The following is a 15,780-nucleotide window of genomic DNA, read 5'->3' as shown; positions in this document are numbered from 1 at the left end:
CGCTCAGCCGATGTGCTCCGGCAGGTGCATCAGCGGCGCCCGGCCCAGCGGCTGCTCCGGTTGCGACCCGGGCGCGTGCGCCTGCGGCACCGGCACGGTGACCGGCTGGGCGGAGGAGATCCGCAGCGGCTCGCCGTGATGCAGCAGGTCCAGCACCGTGTCCGGACCGCCGTTGCGCAGCGAGTACGTCGTCTGGTGCGCCCGGACGTCGACGCGCAGCCGCATCGACCGCCACTGCAACGAGAACTCCAGGCGGCTGAGCCGGCTGGAGAGCCGGGGCGCGAAGGACAGCTTCCCGTCGTGGTCGCGCAGCCCGCCGAAGCCGGCGACCAACGCGATCCAGGCGCCGGCCAGGGACGCCATGTGCACGCCGTCGCGAGTGTTCTCGTTGAGGTCGTGCAGGTCCATCAGCGCGGCCTCGCGCAGATAGCGGTGGGCCAGTTCGGGGAAGCCCACCTCGGCCGCCAGCACCGCCTGGGTGCAGGCGCTCAGCGACGAGTCGCGTACGGTGCGCCGCTCGTAGTAGGTGAAGTTGCGCAGCTTCTCGGCGGCGCTGAACGCGTCACCCCGCCAGTGCATGGCCAGCACCAGGTCGGCCTGCTTCACCACCTGCTTGCGGTACAGGTCGAAGTACGGATAGTGCAGCAGCAGCGGGTACTTCTCCGGCGGCGTGTGCTCGAAGTCCCACTCCTGCAACCGGGTGAAGCCCTCCACCTGCTCGTGCACGTCGATCTCCGAGTCGTACGGGACGTGCATGTCCTGCGCGGCGTCCCGCCAGGCGGCCGCCTCCTCCTCGGTGACGCCGAGGTCGAGCGCCTGGTCGCGGTAGCGCATGGCGCAGTCGGCGGCGGTGAGCAGGTTCCGTTGCGCCATCAGGTTGGTGTAGACGTTGTCGTTCTTCACCGCCGTGTACTCGTCCGGGCCGGTCACCCCGTCGATGTGGAACCGGCCGGCGCGGTCGTGGTGGCCGAGGGAGTGCCACAGCCGGGCGGTCTCGACCAGCAGTTCCAGCCCGATCTCCCGCTCCAGCGCCTCGTCGCCGGTGACCAGCACGTAGCGGCGCAGCGCGTCGGCGACGTCGGCGGCGATGTGGAACGCGGCGGTCCCGGCCGGCCAGTACGCCGACGACTCGGGTCCTTCGATGGTGCGCCACGGGAACGCCGCGCCTTCGAGGTTCAACGTGCGGGCCCGTTCCTGCGCCTGGGCCATGGTGTCGTAGCGCCACTGCAGCGTGTCCTTCACCGCGCCGGGCTGGGTGTAGGTGAGCACCGGCAGCACGAACATCTCGGTGTCCCAGAACGCGTGCCCGTCGTACCCCGGGCCGGTGAGGCCCTTGGCCGAGATCGGCCGCCGTTCCGCGCGGGCGCCGGCCTGGAGCACGTGGTAGAGGCCGAACCGGACCGCCTGCTGCACCTCCGGGTCGCCCTCGACGCGCACGTCGGCGGCGTCCCAGAACTCGTCGAGGTATTCGCGCTGGGCGCGGCGCAGCCCGTCCCAGCCGTCGAGGCGGGCGGAGGACAGCGCGGCGCCGACCTGGTCGCGCAGCGCCGGCAGGGACCGCCGGCTGGACCAGCCGTACGTCAGGTACTTGACCACCCGCAGCTTCTCGCCGGGCTTGAGCACGCAGCCGATGGTGGTGCGGACCCAGTCCTGGTATCCCTCGGATTCGATGGTGGTGCGTTCCGGGCCGTGCACGTCGTGGCCCATCGCGGCGGCGACCCGCAGGCCGCTGACCTTGGTGCGGTGGATGAGCAGGCCGCCGTCGGCGGTGGTCAGCTCCTCCTCCGTCTGCAACGGCGATTCGAGTACGGCGGCCACCCGGGGGTCGCGGCTCTGCGGCGGCAGCGACTCGTTCGCCACCAGCTCGGACTGGAGGATCAGCCGCAGCGGCCCGTCGACCGCCTCCACCTCATAGTTGATCATTGCGACCGAGCGATGGGTGAACGACACCAGCCGGGTGCTGCGGACCTTGACCTCCCGGCCGGCCGGGGAACGCCAGTGCAGTTCCCGCTGGAGCGTGCCGGCGCGCAGGTCGAGGACCCGCTCGTGGTCGAGCAGCTCGCCGTAGCGGACGTCGAGCGGTTCGTCGTCGACGAGCAGCCGGATGAGCTTGCCGTTGGTGACGTTGACGATGGTCTGCCCGGACTCGGGGAAGCCGAAGCCGGCCTCCGCGTACGGCAGCGGGCGCAGTTCGTAGAACGAGTTCAGGTAGGTGCCGGGCAGGCCGTGCGGCTCGCCCTCGTCGAGGTTGCCGCGCAGCCCGATGTGGCCGTTGGAGAGCGCGAAGACCGACTCGGACTGGGCCAGCACGTCCATGTCGAGCCGCACCTCGCGGATGTGCCAGGGCTCGACCGGGTAGGACCCTTCCCGGATCATGCGGTCGGCTCCGTGGTCAGCAGGTCGTCGAGGTCGGAGACCACCACGTCGGCGCCGTGCGCGCGCAGCTCGTCGGCCTGACCGACCCGGTCGACGCCGATCACGTACCCGAAGCCGCCGGCCCGCCCGGCGGCCACCCCGGCGAGCGCGTCCTCGAAGACGGCGGCCTGCGCCGGTTCGACGCCGAGCATCCGCGCGCCTTCCAGGAACGTGTCCGGGTGGGGTTTGCCCTGTAGTCCGCGTCGGCGGGCGACCACGCCGTCGACCCGTGCTTCCAGCCAGCGGTCCAGCCCGGCGGCGTGCACCACGGCTTCGCAGTTGGCGCTGGCCGAGACGACCGCCCGGCGCAGGCCGGCCCGGGTGGCGGCCTCCAGGTAGCGCACCGAGCCGTCGTAGGCCTCGACCCCGTCGTGCTCGATCCGTTGAAGCAGGACGACGTTCTTGCGGTTGCCGACGCCGTTGACGGTGTCCGCTTCCGGCGGGTCGTCGCGGGAGCCTTCGGGCAGCGTGATGCCGCGCGAGGCCAGGAACGACCGCACCCCGTCGGCGCGTGGCTTTCCGTCCACGTACCGGTTGTAGTCCGGTCCGGGGTCGAACGGGCGGAACGGCTCGCCGGTCTCGGCCGACCGGCGGCGCAGGAACGCGTCGAACGTCGCGGCCCAGGCGGCGTTGTGCACCTTGGCGGTCTGCGTCAGCACGCCGTCCAGGTCGAAGAGACACGCGGTCACGTGCGTGGGTAGGCCCAGCATTGCCTGAATCTATCCAGGCGGGTCAACGGGCAAACCCGATTCGCGTGTCAGCGGTTCGGGCGCAGCGTCCAGGTGACGGTGAGTGTCGAGGTGATAACGCCGTCCTCGGTGCCGATCTCCACCTCGACCGGGAACTCGGGCCGCTGCCCGGCGTCCAGCTCGGCCAGCACGTCGGCCGGCGGGCGTCCGAGCCGCGCGGTGGCCAGCACCGGGCCCATCGCCACCTTGCGGTAGCCGATGGTCGCGGTCACGGCCAGCGGTACGGCCCGGTCGAGCACCTGCCCGAAGGCGGCCAGGACCACCGCGCCGGAGGCGGTCTCCCCCAGCGTGAACATGGCGCCGGCGTGCGGCCCGCCCACGTGGTTGTGGTGCGCCGGGTCGTCGGGGAGCCGGACGACGGCCCGAACCCCGCCGTCGGCCTCCGGTGCGACCTCCACGACGTCGATGCCGAGGGTACGGGCGAACGGCACCGCTTCGAGGAGACCGGCCGCCACCTGCCGAGAGTCGATGGACATGCCCGAACGCTACTCGCCGGTAACTATGCCGGCAAGAGGCATGGGCGCCTAATGTCTCTTTCTAAGCGACACCGTGGCGGGAAATCACTAGACTTGTCTTCTACTAAGAGACATTAGGACATGAGATGATCTACGCCACCCCCGAACTTGACGTCCACGACCGAACCGTCCTGGCCGAAGTGCACGACATGCGCCGCACGCTTGCCGATGTCCTGCGCACACCTCGCCGGTGGACCGGCGGGCTGCGGCGCACCATGCTGGCGCGGGCGATCCTCGGCTCCAACAGCATTGAGGGCTACGTTGTCGCCGAAGACGACGCCGCCGCCGCACTGGACGACGAGGAGCCGCTCAGCGCCGACGATCGCACCTTCGCCGAAATCCGAGGGTATCGACAGGCCTTGGGTTACGTGCTGCAAACCGCCGGTGATCCGTACTTCAGCTTTGAGACGTCGACGATCCGAAGCATGCACTACATGATGCTCTCGCACGACCTGGCGAAAAGCCCTGGCCAATACCGCCGGGGGCCGATCTACGTGCACGACGAGCGGACCGACCGCCGGGTGTACGAGGGCGCGGACGCCGACGACGTACCGCACCTCATGGAGGAGTTGGCCGAGGACCTACGGTCGGACGCCACCGCCTCTCCCCTTGTCAAGGCGGCCATGGCCCACCTGAACCTCGTGATGATCCATCCGTTTCGAGACGGCAACGGGCGGATGGCCCGCGCGCTTCAGACCCTCGTGCTCTCGCGACGGGCCATCGTCGAGCCTGCCTTCTCCAGCATCGAAGAGTGGCTGGGCAGCAACACCGAGGACTATTACCGAGTGTTGGCAGCCACCGGCCGGGGGCACTGGAATCCCGAAGGGTCGGCGCACCTCTGGGTTTCCTTCAACCTGCGCGCCCATCACATACAGGCGCAGACCGTCGCCCGCCGGTTCCGGGAGGCCTCCGCGATCTGGTCGGAGCTTGATTCCATCGTCGCCGAGACGAAGCTCCCCGAGCGTGTGACCGGCCTGCTCTACGAGGCGGTCCTTGGATACCGCGTCCGCCGTTCCGGATACGTCAAGCTCGCTGACGTCGAGGAGAGGACGGCAACCCGCGACCTCACCAACCTTGCTGAGCAGGGCTTGCTGGAAGCACGCGGTGAGCGACGAGGAAGGCACTACATCGCCGGTCCCATGCTGGCGGAGGTCCGGGAGAGGGCACGCACCGGACGTGCACCGATCAGGGATCCCTACCCGGAGATGCCGGTCGCTCTCGCGGCCGAGGCGGCCACGGTGGCCGAGCCCGGTGACCAGCCGTAGCGTAGGCGACTCGCTCACCACGCTCGGATTCCGCCCCCGACGATTCATCTCCGGCGCCATTAGGTCGCGAGATGGGCCGGAGTACCGAGCACGACGCGGAGCGACTTCTGGCCGGTGCCATCTCGCCACCAAGGGCTTCGACTTCGCGGCGCTCGGCCGTCCGTGGTGGCCACGCCACCTCGGCGAGGTGGCGGTATTCCGAGCCAGCGATACCACCACCTCGCCGAGCTGGAGTCGATCATGCACGCCGGGGGCGTCGGGTGGCGGTCCGCTGGGCATCGGGCGCGCCGGGCCGGCACCGAGGTGCGGCCGGGCGGTCAGGCGCGCTTGGTGTGGGCGACGAACGCCGCCCAGCTCGCCGGCGTGAACGTCAGCGCCGGCCCCTGCCGGTCCTTGCTGTCGCGGACCCCGACCACGCCGGGCAGGTTGTCCGCCACCTCGACGCAGTTGCCGGAGTTGCCGCTGCTGCGGGTGCTCGTGCGCCAGGTCGCGCCGGTCAGCTCCATCGTTTCGCCGCCTCCGAGATCGCCGCCAGGGTCGCCCCGTGCGGCATCGCCTCCGCGCGGACGGACTCCCAGGTCTGCCGCAGCGAGTTTACGTCCACCGTCCGCTCCACGATGGAGCCGTGCAACTGGTTATCCAGGTAGCCGACGTCGTCGCCGTCGGCCGGGGTGGCGAGCACGAACGCGCCGTTGAGCCCCGGGTAGGCGCCGACCGTCTCCGGCACCAGGTGCAGGTGCACCCGAGGGCGCCGCCCCATCTCGATCAGGTGCGCCAACTGCTCCCGCATCACCTTCGGCCCGCCGACCGGGCGGGCCAGCACGGAGTGGTCGAGCACCGCCACGAACTGCGGCGGAGCGGGCCGGTCCAGCACGGCCTGCCGGGCTACCCGGGCGGCCACCTGCTGCTCCAGCGCCTCGCCGACGAGCGGGCTCGCGCCCTCGTGCAGCGCGCGGACGTACTCCTCGGTCTGCAACAGACCGGGGACCACCAACGGCTCGAAGCTGCGCAGCGCGGTCGCCTCCTGCTCGATGCCCACCCACTCCCGGAACCACGGCATCAACGCCTCCTGCACCAGCGCGTCCCGGATGCGGACCAGCAGGCCGCCACCGTTCAACACCTCGTCGCAGCGCTCGGTGAACTCGGCGCGCGGCGCGCGGCGGCACTGCTCGACGGCCGCCACCAGCGAGGCCGAATAGCTCACCCGCTCGGCAAGCGCCTCCTGGGTCAGTTCGGCCTCGGTGCGGAGCCGGCGCAGCTCGCCGGCGAAGAGTTCCCACAACGGCACACGGATCATCTGCACACCTCTGCACACGGCTGCACACGGAAGACGGCCGTTCGGACGGCCCGGAAGGTGGGGGTGGAACGCCTTCCGACCCTAGCCACGCGGTGACGAGACTGTCACGTAGCGAAGCCGAATTCGTCCGTTACCCGCCAACGAAAGGAGCGCCCGTGATGAGCCATCAGCTCGGCCAACCGCCGGACGGACCGGCGGCGGAACGCCCTCGGCCGTACCCCCGGCACGCCGCGCCGCACACACCGCTGCGGCCGATGTGGTGCTGCCGGGCGTGCGGCCAACCGTGGCCCTGCCCGATGGCCCGCCTGCTGCTCCGGAGCGAGTACGAGGACAACCCGATCAGCCTGTCCATCTACCTGTGCGGGCTGCTCTACGAGGCCACGCGCGACCTCTACCGGCTGAACCCGGCGGGCGCGCCGTCCCCCACCGACATGTTCACCCGCTTCGTCGCCTGGGGCCCGCACCGCCGCCCGATCGTCGAGCCTGGCGGCGGGTGTTGAGCGGGGCCCCCTCCCATGCGGAATGCGTTGACAGGGGGCCCCTCCTTACAGCTCAGCGCCAGCCGACGTCGATGCGGTCGCCGCGCTCGTCGAAGAAGTGCAGCGCGTCCATCCGCACCTGCACCGCGAGCGGGTGCCCGGACGACACCTGCGGGTAGGGCGCCAGCCGTACCGCCAGCTCGGCCGGGCGGCGGTGGTGCCGGCCCGGGTCGGGCAGCACGCTGGTGCGGTTGCCGCCGCCGCCACCACCGCCGTTCGAGCTGGGCTCCGCCGACGTCTCCGCGGCCCGGCCGGTGAGCCGCTGCATCACCTGACCGAACCGGCGCAGGCTGCGCTGGCCGGGGGCGGCCCGCTCGACCGGGGTGCCCATCTCGTCGACCACGATCGCGGTGGCGCCGACGTCGAGGAAGGCCAGCGACTCGTGGCCGTGGTGCTCCAGGTAGCGGATCCGGCCGTGCAGCACGTCGCCGGCGGTGTCCGGGGCGACCGGGGTGAGCGCCTCGGCGCGCAGCCCGACCACGATCCGCTCACCGTGGTAGTGCGCCACGGCGCGGCTGCGGATGTCGTCCCAGGGCAGGTACAGCGCCTGCTCACCGAGGTTCAACGTGACGTAGCGGTCGAGGTGGACGTAGACCGACGCCTCCAGCAGGTTCATCCGGGGGCTGCCCAGGAAAGCGGCGACGTAGAGCGTCGCCGGCCGCCCGTACACCTGGGTGGGGGTGCCCACGTCCTGGAGCACGCCCTTGCGCATGATGGCCACCCGGTCGGCCATGGTGAGCGCCTCGGCCTGGTCGTGGGTGACGTAGATGGTGGTGACGCCCAGTTCACGGGTGAGCCCGGAGATCTCCGCCCGCAGCTCGGCGCGAAGCCCGCTGTCCAGGTTGGAGAGTGGCTCGTCCATCAGGAACAGGCCGGGACGGCGAACTATCGCCCGGCCCATGGCCACCCGCTGCCGCTGGCCGCCGGAGAGCTGGCTCGGCTTGCGCCCGAGCACGTCACCGATCCCGAGCGCGCCCGCCACGTCCTGGATCCGTTCGCCACGGGGCCCGGGCTCGATGCCGGAGAGCCGCAGCGGAAAGCCGATGTTGTCGCCCACTGTCATGTGCGGATAGAGCGCGAAGTCCTGGAAGACCATGGCGATCTTCCGGTCCCTCGGCGGCAGGTCGTTGGCCAGCTCGCCGCCGAGCATGACCGCGCCCGAGGTCGGATCCTCCAGCCCGGCCACCATCCGCAGCACGGTTGACTTACCGCAGCCCGACGGGCCCAGCAGCACCATGAACTCGCCGTCGTTGACGTCTAGATTTATGGTGTCGACCGCGATCGTTCCGTCCTGGAACACCTTGGTGACATCCTTGAGCGCGACGGTGGTCACCGTCACCTCCCCCAGTCCCTCGCCCGAACCCGGCAATGACTGTGACCAGGATCATCGGATTCGCACATCGGGTAAACGTGCCATGTTCGGCTCGTGACAGTCCTATTAAGCGGTATTCGCCGGGCTCGACGGCTAAGTGACCAGCCAGTAACCATTTTCAGGGGGTTTCGCCGAGGAATATCCGGCGGACCACCCGCTCGGCGGCGTGCCCGTCGTCAAGCGCGCAGAAACGGGCCCGGAACGCCGCCCGGGCCCGGTCCGCCGCCCCGCCGCGCACCGCGCCCGAGCGGAACAGGTCGAGCAGCCCGGGGAAGTCCACCGCGACCGCGCCCGGCGGCTCGGCCAACAGGTCGAAGTAGACGCCCCGGGCCACCCGGTACGCCTCCCAGTCCGGCGCGTAGACGACGATCGGCCGGTCCAGCACGGCGTAGTCGAACATCGCCGACGAGTAGTCGGTGACCAGCACGTCCGCGGCCAGGTACAGATCCTCCACCGGGCCGTACGCGCTGACGTCCAGCACCCCGCCCGCCGCCGGCCCGCGCGGCCGTCGATCCCGGTCGTGGAAGTAGTGGCTGCGCATCAGCAGCCGTCCGGCCGGGCCCAACACGTCGCGCATCCGGTCCGGGTCGAACGGGGGCCGCCAGCCCGGCAGGTGCTCACGGTGGGTCGGCGCGTAGAGCACCACGTACTCGTCGGGCCCGACACCCAGCGCGGCGCGGACCTGGCGGCACTCGTCGGCGGTGGCCCGGGCCAGCCGGTCGTTGCGCGGGTAACCGACCTCCAGCGCGGTGTAGTCGGCCGGGTACGCCCGCTCCCACATCTGGGTGGAGAAGCTGTTCGAGGTGATGCTGTAGTCCCAGCGGTCCACCCGGCGCAGCAGGGCGGCGAAGTTCATGCCCGTCGCGCCCACCGGGAAGCGCTGCTGATCCAGCCCCATCACCTTCACCGGCGTGCCGTGGTGGGTCTGCACGTGCACCGAGCCGGGGCGCTTGCGCACGAAGTCCGGGAAGTTGACGTTGTTGACCAGCCAGTGGGCCCGGGCCAGCACCCGGTGGTACTCGCGGGTGCCGGCGACGACGTACTCGACGCCCGGCGGCAGCGTGGCCACCCGGTCGCGCCGGACGATCCAGACGCCGCGCACCTGCGGGGCGAGCCGGCGGGCGGCCTCGTAGACCGCCGCCGGGTTGCACGAGTACCCCCGGTACCAGTAGGCCGCGTACACCGCCAGCGTCGGGTCGATCGGACGACGCAGCTCGGCCCGGTAGTACTCGCGCAGCGCGATGTCCCGGGCCCGCCGGGCGGTACGCCGCACCACCGGACCCACCCGCCGCCGGGCCCGGCCGGCCGTCTCCCGCGCCGCGTCCCGCGCCTGGTGGACCTCGCGCAACGCGCTGAACGTCCGCCACCGGCCGGCCGCCACCAGCCGGTGCTTCAACCCTTCCGGGCCGGGCGGCACCGGGTAGCCACCGGGCGGCAGGAAGTGGACGTAGTCGGCGTGCATCTGGGCGAAGAACGGCGCCCGCAGTTCCGGCGCGATCCGCTCGCCGTTGCCGAGCACGGTCAGGTAGTGCCAGATCATCCGCTCGAAGACCGCCGGTCGCAGCCCGTCCGTGCCCCACCGGTCCATCAGCCGGAACACCCGGTGCCACTGGGCGAAGACCTCGAAGTGCCGGTCGCCCCGAGTCCGGGTGATCGCCCCGGTACGGCGCTGCCGGTAGTTCAGGCAGACCCGGTTCAGGACGCCGATCCGGTCGGCCGCCATCAGCGCCGGATAGCTGAACGAGACGTCCTCGTACCAGCCCGGTTCGAAGCGGAGCCCGCGCTCGACCAGGAACTCCCGCCGGACCAACCGGTTCCAGGCGGTGTGCAGCAGCTTCAGCGTCTCCGGCCGGTCCCGCAGCGCGAACGTCTCCGGGCCGGGCGGGTCGGGGAAGACGTCCCGCATGGCGCTGCGGGTGCCGACGTTGTTCCAGTGCGCCCGGACGTGGTCCACGATCAGCACGTCCGGGCGGGTGTCCCGGAGCCGGTCGGCGACGTGCGGCAGGCAGCCGGCCACCAGCCAGTCGTCCCCGTCGACGAACCACACGTACTCGCCGACGGACCGGTCCAGCCCGATGTTGCGGGCCGGACCGAGCCCGACGTTCCCGGTGAGCCGGACCGGGCAGACCCGGGGGTCGCGCGCCGCGTACTCGGCCAGGATCTCGCCGCTGTCGTCCGGCGAGGCGTCGTCCACCCCGATCACCTCGATGTCGCCGAACGGCTGGTCGAGGATCGAGTCGAGGCATTCCCGCAGGTAGCCCTGCACCTTGTAGGCCGGCACGACGAAGCTGACAAGCGTCATCCCGGCCCGCCCTCCGTCAGCCCGGCGAGGGGTCACCCCCACGGGCGCGGGCCGGCAGGACCACCCAGGCGAGGACCACGCTCGCGACAAAAACCACAAAGAGGTACGCAGTCATTGTAGCCAGAGCGAAGCTCACAGTTCCGGCAGTTGCGGCGGCTGCCAGCAACAACGACCGCCCCGTCCAGCCCAGCGTGGCGGCGTGCAGCGGCGGGGCCGACTGCCGCTTCTCCAGCCGGGCGGTCAGGTCGTAGTGGTGCAGCGTGAGCACCAGCACGTACCCGAAGATCAGCCAGGCCGGCGCCCGCCCGGCCACCCCGACCGCGATGGCGAACAGATACTCGGCGGCCCGCAACGCGGCCGGCACCAGCCAGTCCAGCGCCCCGGCGTGCGGCGCCCGCGAATTCGCGCCCAGCAGCAGCACCAGCGCGAGAACGACCCCCCAGCTCGGCAGGTCGCGCCCACCGTGCACCGCCCACAACGCCCAGACCAGCAGCGCCGCCGCGCCGAGCGCGGCCACCACCGCCACCACCAGCGGCCGGCGCGCGGTCGGCAGCGTCCGGGTCAGCGGGCCGTCGTCGCGGTGCAGGCCGGTGTCGACCGTGGTCAGCACCGGCACCCGCATCCAGCGCGCCCGCAGCGTCCGCAACGCCCCGGTGTACGCGAACGCCAACGTGCCCCAGACCAGCACCGCGCAGAGCGCCACCAGCGGCCCGAACAGCGCGGCGGCCAACGCGATAAGCGCCCACCGCTCGCCGATCGGGAACACCACGGTCCGCTTCAGCCAGTACGACACCGAGCCGGTGTCCGCCTGCACCCGGGTCGACGCGGCGTTCAGCTTCCCGCCCAGCCCGCCGGCGTCGCCGGCCACCACCTTCGGTCGGCGCGCCGCCTCGTCGTGCAGCGCGCCGTACCAGGTGTCGGTCATGTGCCGCACGGTCTGCAACGTCATCGCGGCAAGCGCCAACGCCCAGCCGTAGCGGAACCCGGCGTGCGTGGCCCCGAAGCCGAGCCCGGCGTAGACCACGTACTCCTTGAACCGGTCCGCCATCGTGTCCAGCCAGCCGCCCCAGGCGCTGAAGTGCCGGGTGTAGCGGGCCAACTGCCCGTCCACGCAGTCGAGCACGAAGCCCAGGTAGAGCAGCACCGCGCCGGCCACCAGCGCGGGCCGGCCGCCGACACCGAACAGCACCGCCGCCGCCACCGCGAACAGCACCGAGAGCAGGGTGACCCCGCTCGGGCCCAGCCCGACCCGGGCGGCGGCCTTGGTGACGTGCGGGGACCAGGTGCTGACGAAGAACGTGGTGAAGAAGTCGTCCCGCTCCTTCACCGACAGCGTCAACTCGGCCCGGTCCTCGTCGACCGCCGCCACCGCCGCCTCGGCGGCGGCCCGCTGCGCCGCGTCGCCGACCCGGTGCGCCACGAGCAGGCGTACCCGATGGGCGAAGATCAGGACGCCCCGGGCGGCGAGTCCGGCCACCAGCCGGTCCACCGCGGCGAGCGGCCCACCCGACGCGGCGCGGGCGGCGTCGGCGAGCGCGGGCAGGTCGGCCGCGCCGACCCGCAGCGCGCCACCGAACACGCCTGTCGCGTCCGCGTCGTCGCCGACCGCGACCACCTGGCCGCGCTCCTCCCGCACCGTCGCCTGCCCGGCGGCCGGCGGATCGGTGCGGACCAGCGCCACCGTCGGCCCGACCGGGCTGGTCGCGAGATGCTTGAGTACGGCCGTGTGCGCCACCAGGTCGGCGCCGCTGACCAGCACCGGGCCGGTCGCGCCGGCCACCATGTCGGCCAGCTCGGCCAGGTCGGCGGCGACCCGCACCTCGCCCGCCCCGGCCCGCCGCCACTGCGCGGCCAGCCGGTCGGCCGGCGGTTCCCCGCCCTCGACGGCTCCGCCCGCCGCCGGCCCGGCGGCGAGCACGATCGCGAGCGTCACCGCTGCGTCGCGTCGGCGTAGGCCCGCAGCGCCTCGTCGATCGTCCCGTCGACGGTCAACCGTCCGGCGTCGAGGTAGAGCCCCCGACGGCAGAACCGGGTGAGGTCCTTGTCGTTGTGTGACACCAGCACCAGCGTGCGCCCTTCCGCGAGAAGTCGCTCGATGGTCGCATAACACTTCGCGCGGAACTCCGCGTCCCCGACCGCGGTCACCTCGTCCACCAACAACACCGGGTGCGGCAGGTGCGCGATCACCGCGAAACCCAACCGCACCTTCATCCCCGACGAGTAGTGCCGCACCGACGTGTCGATGGCGCGTTCCACCTGCTCACCGGCGAACGAGACGATCTCGTCGAAGTGCTGGCGCAGGTAGGCCGAGGAGAGCCCGTGCAGCCCGCCCACCAGGTACAGGTTCTCCCGTCCGGTGAGGTCGCCGGTGAACCCGGCGGACAGCTCCAGCAGCGGCGCCACCCGGCCGTGCACCCGGATCGCGCCCTCGTCCGGGATGAGCACGCCGGCGATCAACCGCAGCAGCGTGCTCTTCCCGGTGCCGTTGCGCCCCACCACGCCTACCGTCTCGCCCGGCTCGATCCGGAACGACAGGTCCCGCAGCGGCCAGAACCGGCCGGCGTCCGGGTCGCGGGCCCCCCGGTGCACGATCAGCTCCCGCAGCCGGAGTTGGCGACGCCGGTTACGGACGAACCGGATGCCCAGCCCGTCCGCCTCGATGATCGGCGCCACTCAGAGCTCCTTCAGCACGGCCGGTTCGAGGCGGCGGAACGCCCACCAGCCGAGCGCCAGCACCAGCACGCTGCCCGCCACCGTCACGGTGAGCAGCCGGGCGTCCGGGAACTCGTCCGGATACCAGACCGCGTGGTGCAACTGGAAGATCCCCACCAGCGGGTTCAGCTCGTACGCGACCTTGAGCCAGCCCGGCATGCCGGAGTCCCGCACCAGGTCGAACGGATAGATGATCGGGGTGGCGTAGAACAGCAGCCGGATCGCCAACCGCATGATCCGCTCGATGTCGCGCATCAGCACGTTGCCCGCCGACAACAGCAGGGCGAGGCCCACCAGCAGCACGAACTGCACGGCCACGGCCAGCGGCAGAGCGAGCAGGCTCCAGCCCGGGTGGATCTTCCCCTGGGCCGCGTAGAGCGCCGCGATGGCGACCAGGATCGGCAGGCCGGCCAGATACTCGGCGAAGCGGCCGGCGACCCGGCCGATCGGGAAGATGGGCCGGGGCAGGTTCATCGTGGTGATCAGCCGGGCCTGCCCGGTGAGCGCGCCGGCCGCCTCGGTCAACGCCGAACTGGCCCACATCCAGGCGAAGATCCCGGTGATCAGGAACAGCGGGTACGAGCCGGCCGCCTCGCCCAGGTGCCGCCGGGTCGCCCCGGAATAGAGCACCCCGAAGACGAACCAGTAGATCAGGCCCATGCCGAGGGGTTCGATGAGCGACCAGAGGTAGCCCAGCACCGACTGCTGGTACTTCACCGCGAGATCCCGCCGGACCAGGATGCGCAGCGAGGTGCGGGCGGACCAGAGCGCCGCGACGCCGGACGTCACCGCACCATCGTCGCTTGATCTCAGGCTGCCCCGGGCTTCGGACGCGCCGGATCACCCCAACGGAGTCAGCACTCGATCACGTTGACCGCGAGCCCGCCCCGCGCCGTCTCCTTGTACTTGACCTTCATGTCCGCGCCGGTCTCCCGCATGGTCTTGATGACCTTGTCCAGCGACACGTGGTGCACCCCGTCGCCGCGCAACGCCAACCGGGCCGCGGTGATCGCCTTGATGCTGGCCACCGCGTTCCGCTCGATGCACGGGATCTGCACCAGCCCGCCGACCGGGTCGCAGGTGAGCCCCAGGTTGTGCTCCATGCCGATCTCGGCGGCGTTCTCCACCTGCTCCGGCGTGCCGCCCAGCGCCTCCGCCAGCCCCGCCGCCGCCATCGAGCACGCCGAGCCGACCTCGCCCTGGCAGCCGACCTCGGCCCCGGAGATCGAGGCGTTCTCCTTGAACAGCACCCCGATCGCGCCCGCCGCCAGCAGGAACCGGACCACCCCCTCGTCGGAGGCGCCCGGCACGAAGCGCGTGTAGTAGTGCAGCACGGCCGGGATGATCCCGGCGGCGCCGTTGGTAGGCGCGGTGACCACCCGGCCGCCGGCCGCGTTCTCCTCGTTGACCGCGAGCGCGAACAGCGTCACCCAGTCCATCGCGCGCAGCGGGTCGTCCGCGCCGTTCTCCGCCTCCAGGGCGCGCCGCAGCTCGGCCGCGCGGCGGCGGACCTTCAACCCACCCGGGAGTACGCCGTCGCGGGCACAGCCGTTCTCCACGCACTCCCGCATCACCCGCCAGATGTGCAGCAGCCCGGCGCGTACGTCCGCCTCGCTGCGCCAGGACAGCTCGTTGGCGAGCATCACCTCGCTGATCGACAGGCCGGTCTCCGTGGTCACCTTGAGTAGCTCCGCGCCGGTGAGGAACGGGTGCCGCACCCGGGTGCTGTCCGCCTTGATCCGGTCCGCCCCGGCGGCCGCCTCGTCCACCACGAACCCGCCACCGACCGAGTAGTAGGTGCGGGACCGCACCTCGTTCCCGGCCGCGTCGTAGGCCGCGAACGTCATCCCGTTCGGGTGGTACGGCAACGAGCGGCGGCGGTGCAGCACCAGGTCCCGGTCCGGGTCGAAGTCGATCTCCTGGCTGCCGAGCAGGCGGAGCCGCCGCTCGTCCCGGATCCGCGCCACCCGCGGCCCGACACCGTCGGTGTCGACCGTCTCCGGGGCCTCGCCCTCCAGCCCCAGCAGCACCGCCCGGTCACTGCCGTGGCCGTGCCCGGTGGCGCCCAGCGAGCCGAACAGCTCCGCCTGCACCCGGACCACGTCGGCGAGCCGCCCGTCGGCCTTCAGACCACCCACGAACGTACGGGCGGCCCGCATCGGCCCGACGGTGTGCGAGCTGGACGGCCCGATACCGACACTGAAGAGGTCGAAAACACTGATCATGGCTGCACTTTCCTCGCCGTCGTCCCCGTTGTGCGGTTCCGAACCGGTGCGTGCCGCGCCCCCCTGTCCAGGGTCGGAACGGCCGGCGCCAAGGGTGGAGGCGCCGACCGGCGAGCCTACCCGCCCAGCTCAATACCCGCCCCCGCCCCGCCACAAGCCCCCGCACCCCGGCTCCCCGCTCCCCATCCCCTCGACCCCCTCGACCCCTCGACCCCTCGACCCCGAGATCTTGGTACGGGAACCGCCCTCCGGTGGGCGGTTCCCGTACCAAGATCTGCACCGCTCCCAACATGTGAAAGGCGGCCAGTGGTGGAAGATGCTGCAGGCTGAAAAAGATCCGCTCAGCTTTGGGTGCGTTTGTTGTCACCCTGGCAACCACAGATGCACCC

Annotated in this window: 13 protein-coding genes; 2 read left to right on the top strand and 11 right to left on the bottom strand. The window is 71.7% G+C overall.

Annotated elements, in window-relative coordinates:
- Window positions 1-3: 3 nt before the first annotated feature.
- The 3 genes from ACGFI2_RS07395 to ACGFI2_RS07385 are packed head-to-tail and all read right to left on the bottom strand — an operon-like array spanning window position 4 to window position 3,640.
- Window positions 4-2,376 carry a glycoside hydrolase family 65 protein gene (locus tag ACGFI2_RS07395; RefSeq protein WP_393512136.1) on the bottom strand — a complete coding sequence of 791 codons (2,373 nt, stop codon included), beginning with the start codon at window positions 2,374-2,376 and terminating at the stop codon, window positions 4-6.
- Complete coding sequence (locus ACGFI2_RS07390) at window positions 2,373-3,125, bottom strand: beta-phosphoglucomutase family hydrolase (RefSeq protein ID WP_393512133.1); 753 nt, start codon at window positions 3,123-3,125, stop codon at window positions 2,373-2,375. The genes ACGFI2_RS07395 and ACGFI2_RS07390 overlap by 4 nt, the downstream gene beginning before the upstream one ends.
- 47 nt (window positions 3,126-3,172) lie before the next feature.
- Entirely contained in the window at window positions 3,173-3,640 is a 468-nt protein-coding gene (locus ACGFI2_RS07385) for a DUF4442 domain-containing protein (protein ID WP_393512130.1), read from the bottom strand.
- Window positions 3,641-3,765: 125 nt separating this feature from the next.
- Here ACGFI2_RS07385 and ACGFI2_RS07380 point away from each other — a divergent pair, with 125 nt between their 5' ends.
- Entirely contained in the window at window positions 3,766-4,944 is a 1,179-nt protein-coding gene (locus tag ACGFI2_RS07380) for a Fic family protein (RefSeq protein WP_393512127.1), read from the top strand.
- Between the two features lie 317 nt (window positions 4,945-5,261).
- Here the strand turns inward: ACGFI2_RS07380 and ACGFI2_RS07375 are convergent, their stop codons facing one another.
- Together ACGFI2_RS07375 and ACGFI2_RS07370 are read right to left on the bottom strand one after the other, a co-directional pair.
- A complete protein-coding gene (locus ACGFI2_RS07375) occupies window positions 5,262-5,450 on the bottom strand; it encodes a DUF397 domain-containing protein (RefSeq protein ID WP_393512124.1) in 189 nt (62 codons plus the stop codon).
- Window positions 5,441-6,241 (bottom strand): Scr1 family TA system antitoxin-like transcriptional regulator, encoded by an 801-nt coding sequence (locus ACGFI2_RS07370; RefSeq protein WP_393512121.1) that lies wholly within the window; start codon window positions 6,239-6,241, stop codon window positions 5,441-5,443. Before ACGFI2_RS07370 ends, ACGFI2_RS07375 begins: the two co-directional genes overlap by 10 nt.
- Before the next feature lie 155 nt (window positions 6,242-6,396).
- Between ACGFI2_RS07370 and ACGFI2_RS07365 the strand changes: the two genes are divergently transcribed.
- On the top strand, window positions 6,397-6,741 hold the full coding sequence (locus tag ACGFI2_RS07365) for a hypothetical protein (RefSeq protein WP_393512118.1): 345 nt from the start codon (window positions 6,397-6,399) through the stop codon (window positions 6,739-6,741).
- Between the two features lie 52 nt (window positions 6,742-6,793).
- Here the strand turns inward: ACGFI2_RS07365 and ACGFI2_RS07360 are convergent, their stop codons facing one another.
- The 6 genes from ACGFI2_RS07360 to ACGFI2_RS07335 form a co-directional block, all read right to left on the bottom strand.
- Window positions 6,794-8,113 carry an ABC transporter ATP-binding protein gene (locus tag ACGFI2_RS07360; protein ID WP_393512115.1) on the bottom strand — a complete coding sequence of 440 codons (1,320 nt, stop codon included), beginning with the start codon at window positions 8,111-8,113 and terminating at the stop codon, window positions 6,794-6,796.
- Between the two features lie 157 nt (window positions 8,114-8,270).
- Complete coding sequence (locus ACGFI2_RS07355; RefSeq protein ID WP_393512112.1) at window positions 8,271-10,454, bottom strand: CDP-glycerol glycerophosphotransferase family protein; 2,184 nt, start codon at window positions 10,452-10,454, stop codon at window positions 8,271-8,273.
- Window positions 10,455-10,470: 16 nt separating this feature from the next.
- Window positions 10,471-12,387, bottom strand: a complete 1,917-nt coding sequence (locus ACGFI2_RS07350) for a DUF5941 domain-containing protein (RefSeq protein WP_393512109.1) — start codon at window positions 12,385-12,387, stop codon at window positions 10,471-10,473.
- Window positions 12,384-13,127, bottom strand: coding sequence for an ABC transporter ATP-binding protein (locus ACGFI2_RS07345; RefSeq protein ID WP_393512106.1), 744 nt, complete (start codon window positions 13,125-13,127; stop codon window positions 12,384-12,386). Before ACGFI2_RS07345 ends, ACGFI2_RS07350 begins: the two co-directional genes overlap by 4 nt.
- Entirely contained in the window at window positions 13,128-13,955 is an 828-nt protein-coding gene (locus ACGFI2_RS07340) for an ABC transporter permease (protein WP_393512103.1), read from the bottom strand. It abuts the gene before it with no gap.
- A gap of 65 nt (window positions 13,956-14,020) precedes the next feature.
- Window positions 14,021-15,391 (bottom strand): L-serine ammonia-lyase, encoded by a 1,371-nt coding sequence (locus ACGFI2_RS07335; RefSeq protein ID WP_393512100.1) that lies wholly within the window; start codon window positions 15,389-15,391, stop codon window positions 14,021-14,023.
- Between the last annotated feature and the right edge of the window lie 389 nt (window positions 15,392-15,780).

Origin of the sequence: Micromonospora sp. NPDC049282 (assembly GCF_043197045.1) — a bacterium.
GTDB lineage: Bacteria > Actinomycetota > Actinomycetes > Mycobacteriales > Micromonosporaceae > Micromonospora.
Note: the sequence above shows the minus strand (reverse complement) of the source record. Positions and strands in the feature narration are given on the sequence as shown.

Coding starts and splice junctions, on each gene's coding strand:
- ACGFI2_RS07395 (WP_393512136.1), bottom strand. CDS start 2,376: ATGATCCGGGAAGGGTCCTACCCGGTCGAGCCCTGGCACATCCGCGAG.
- ACGFI2_RS07390 (WP_393512133.1), bottom strand. CDS start 3,125: ATGCTGGGCCTACCCACGCACGTGACCGCGTGTCTCTTCGACCTGGAC.
- ACGFI2_RS07385 (WP_393512130.1), bottom strand. CDS start 3,640: ATGTCCATCGACTCTCGGCAGGTGGCGGCCGGTCTCCTCGAAGCGGTG.
- ACGFI2_RS07380 (WP_393512127.1), top strand. CDS start 3,766: ATGATCTACGCCACCCCCGAACTTGACGTCCACGACCGAACCGTCCTG.
- ACGFI2_RS07375 (WP_393512124.1), bottom strand. CDS start 5,450: ATGGAGCTGACCGGCGCGACCTGGCGCACGAGCACCCGCAGCAGCGGC.
- ACGFI2_RS07370 (WP_393512121.1), bottom strand. CDS start 6,241: ATGATCCGTGTGCCGTTGTGGGAACTCTTCGCCGGCGAGCTGCGCCGG.
- ACGFI2_RS07355 (WP_393512112.1), bottom strand. CDS start 10,454: ATGACGCTTGTCAGCTTCGTCGTGCCGGCCTACAAGGTGCAGGGCTAC.
- ACGFI2_RS07335 (WP_393512100.1), bottom strand. CDS start 15,391: ATGATCAGTGTTTTCGACCTCTTCAGTGTCGGTATCGGGCCGTCCAGC.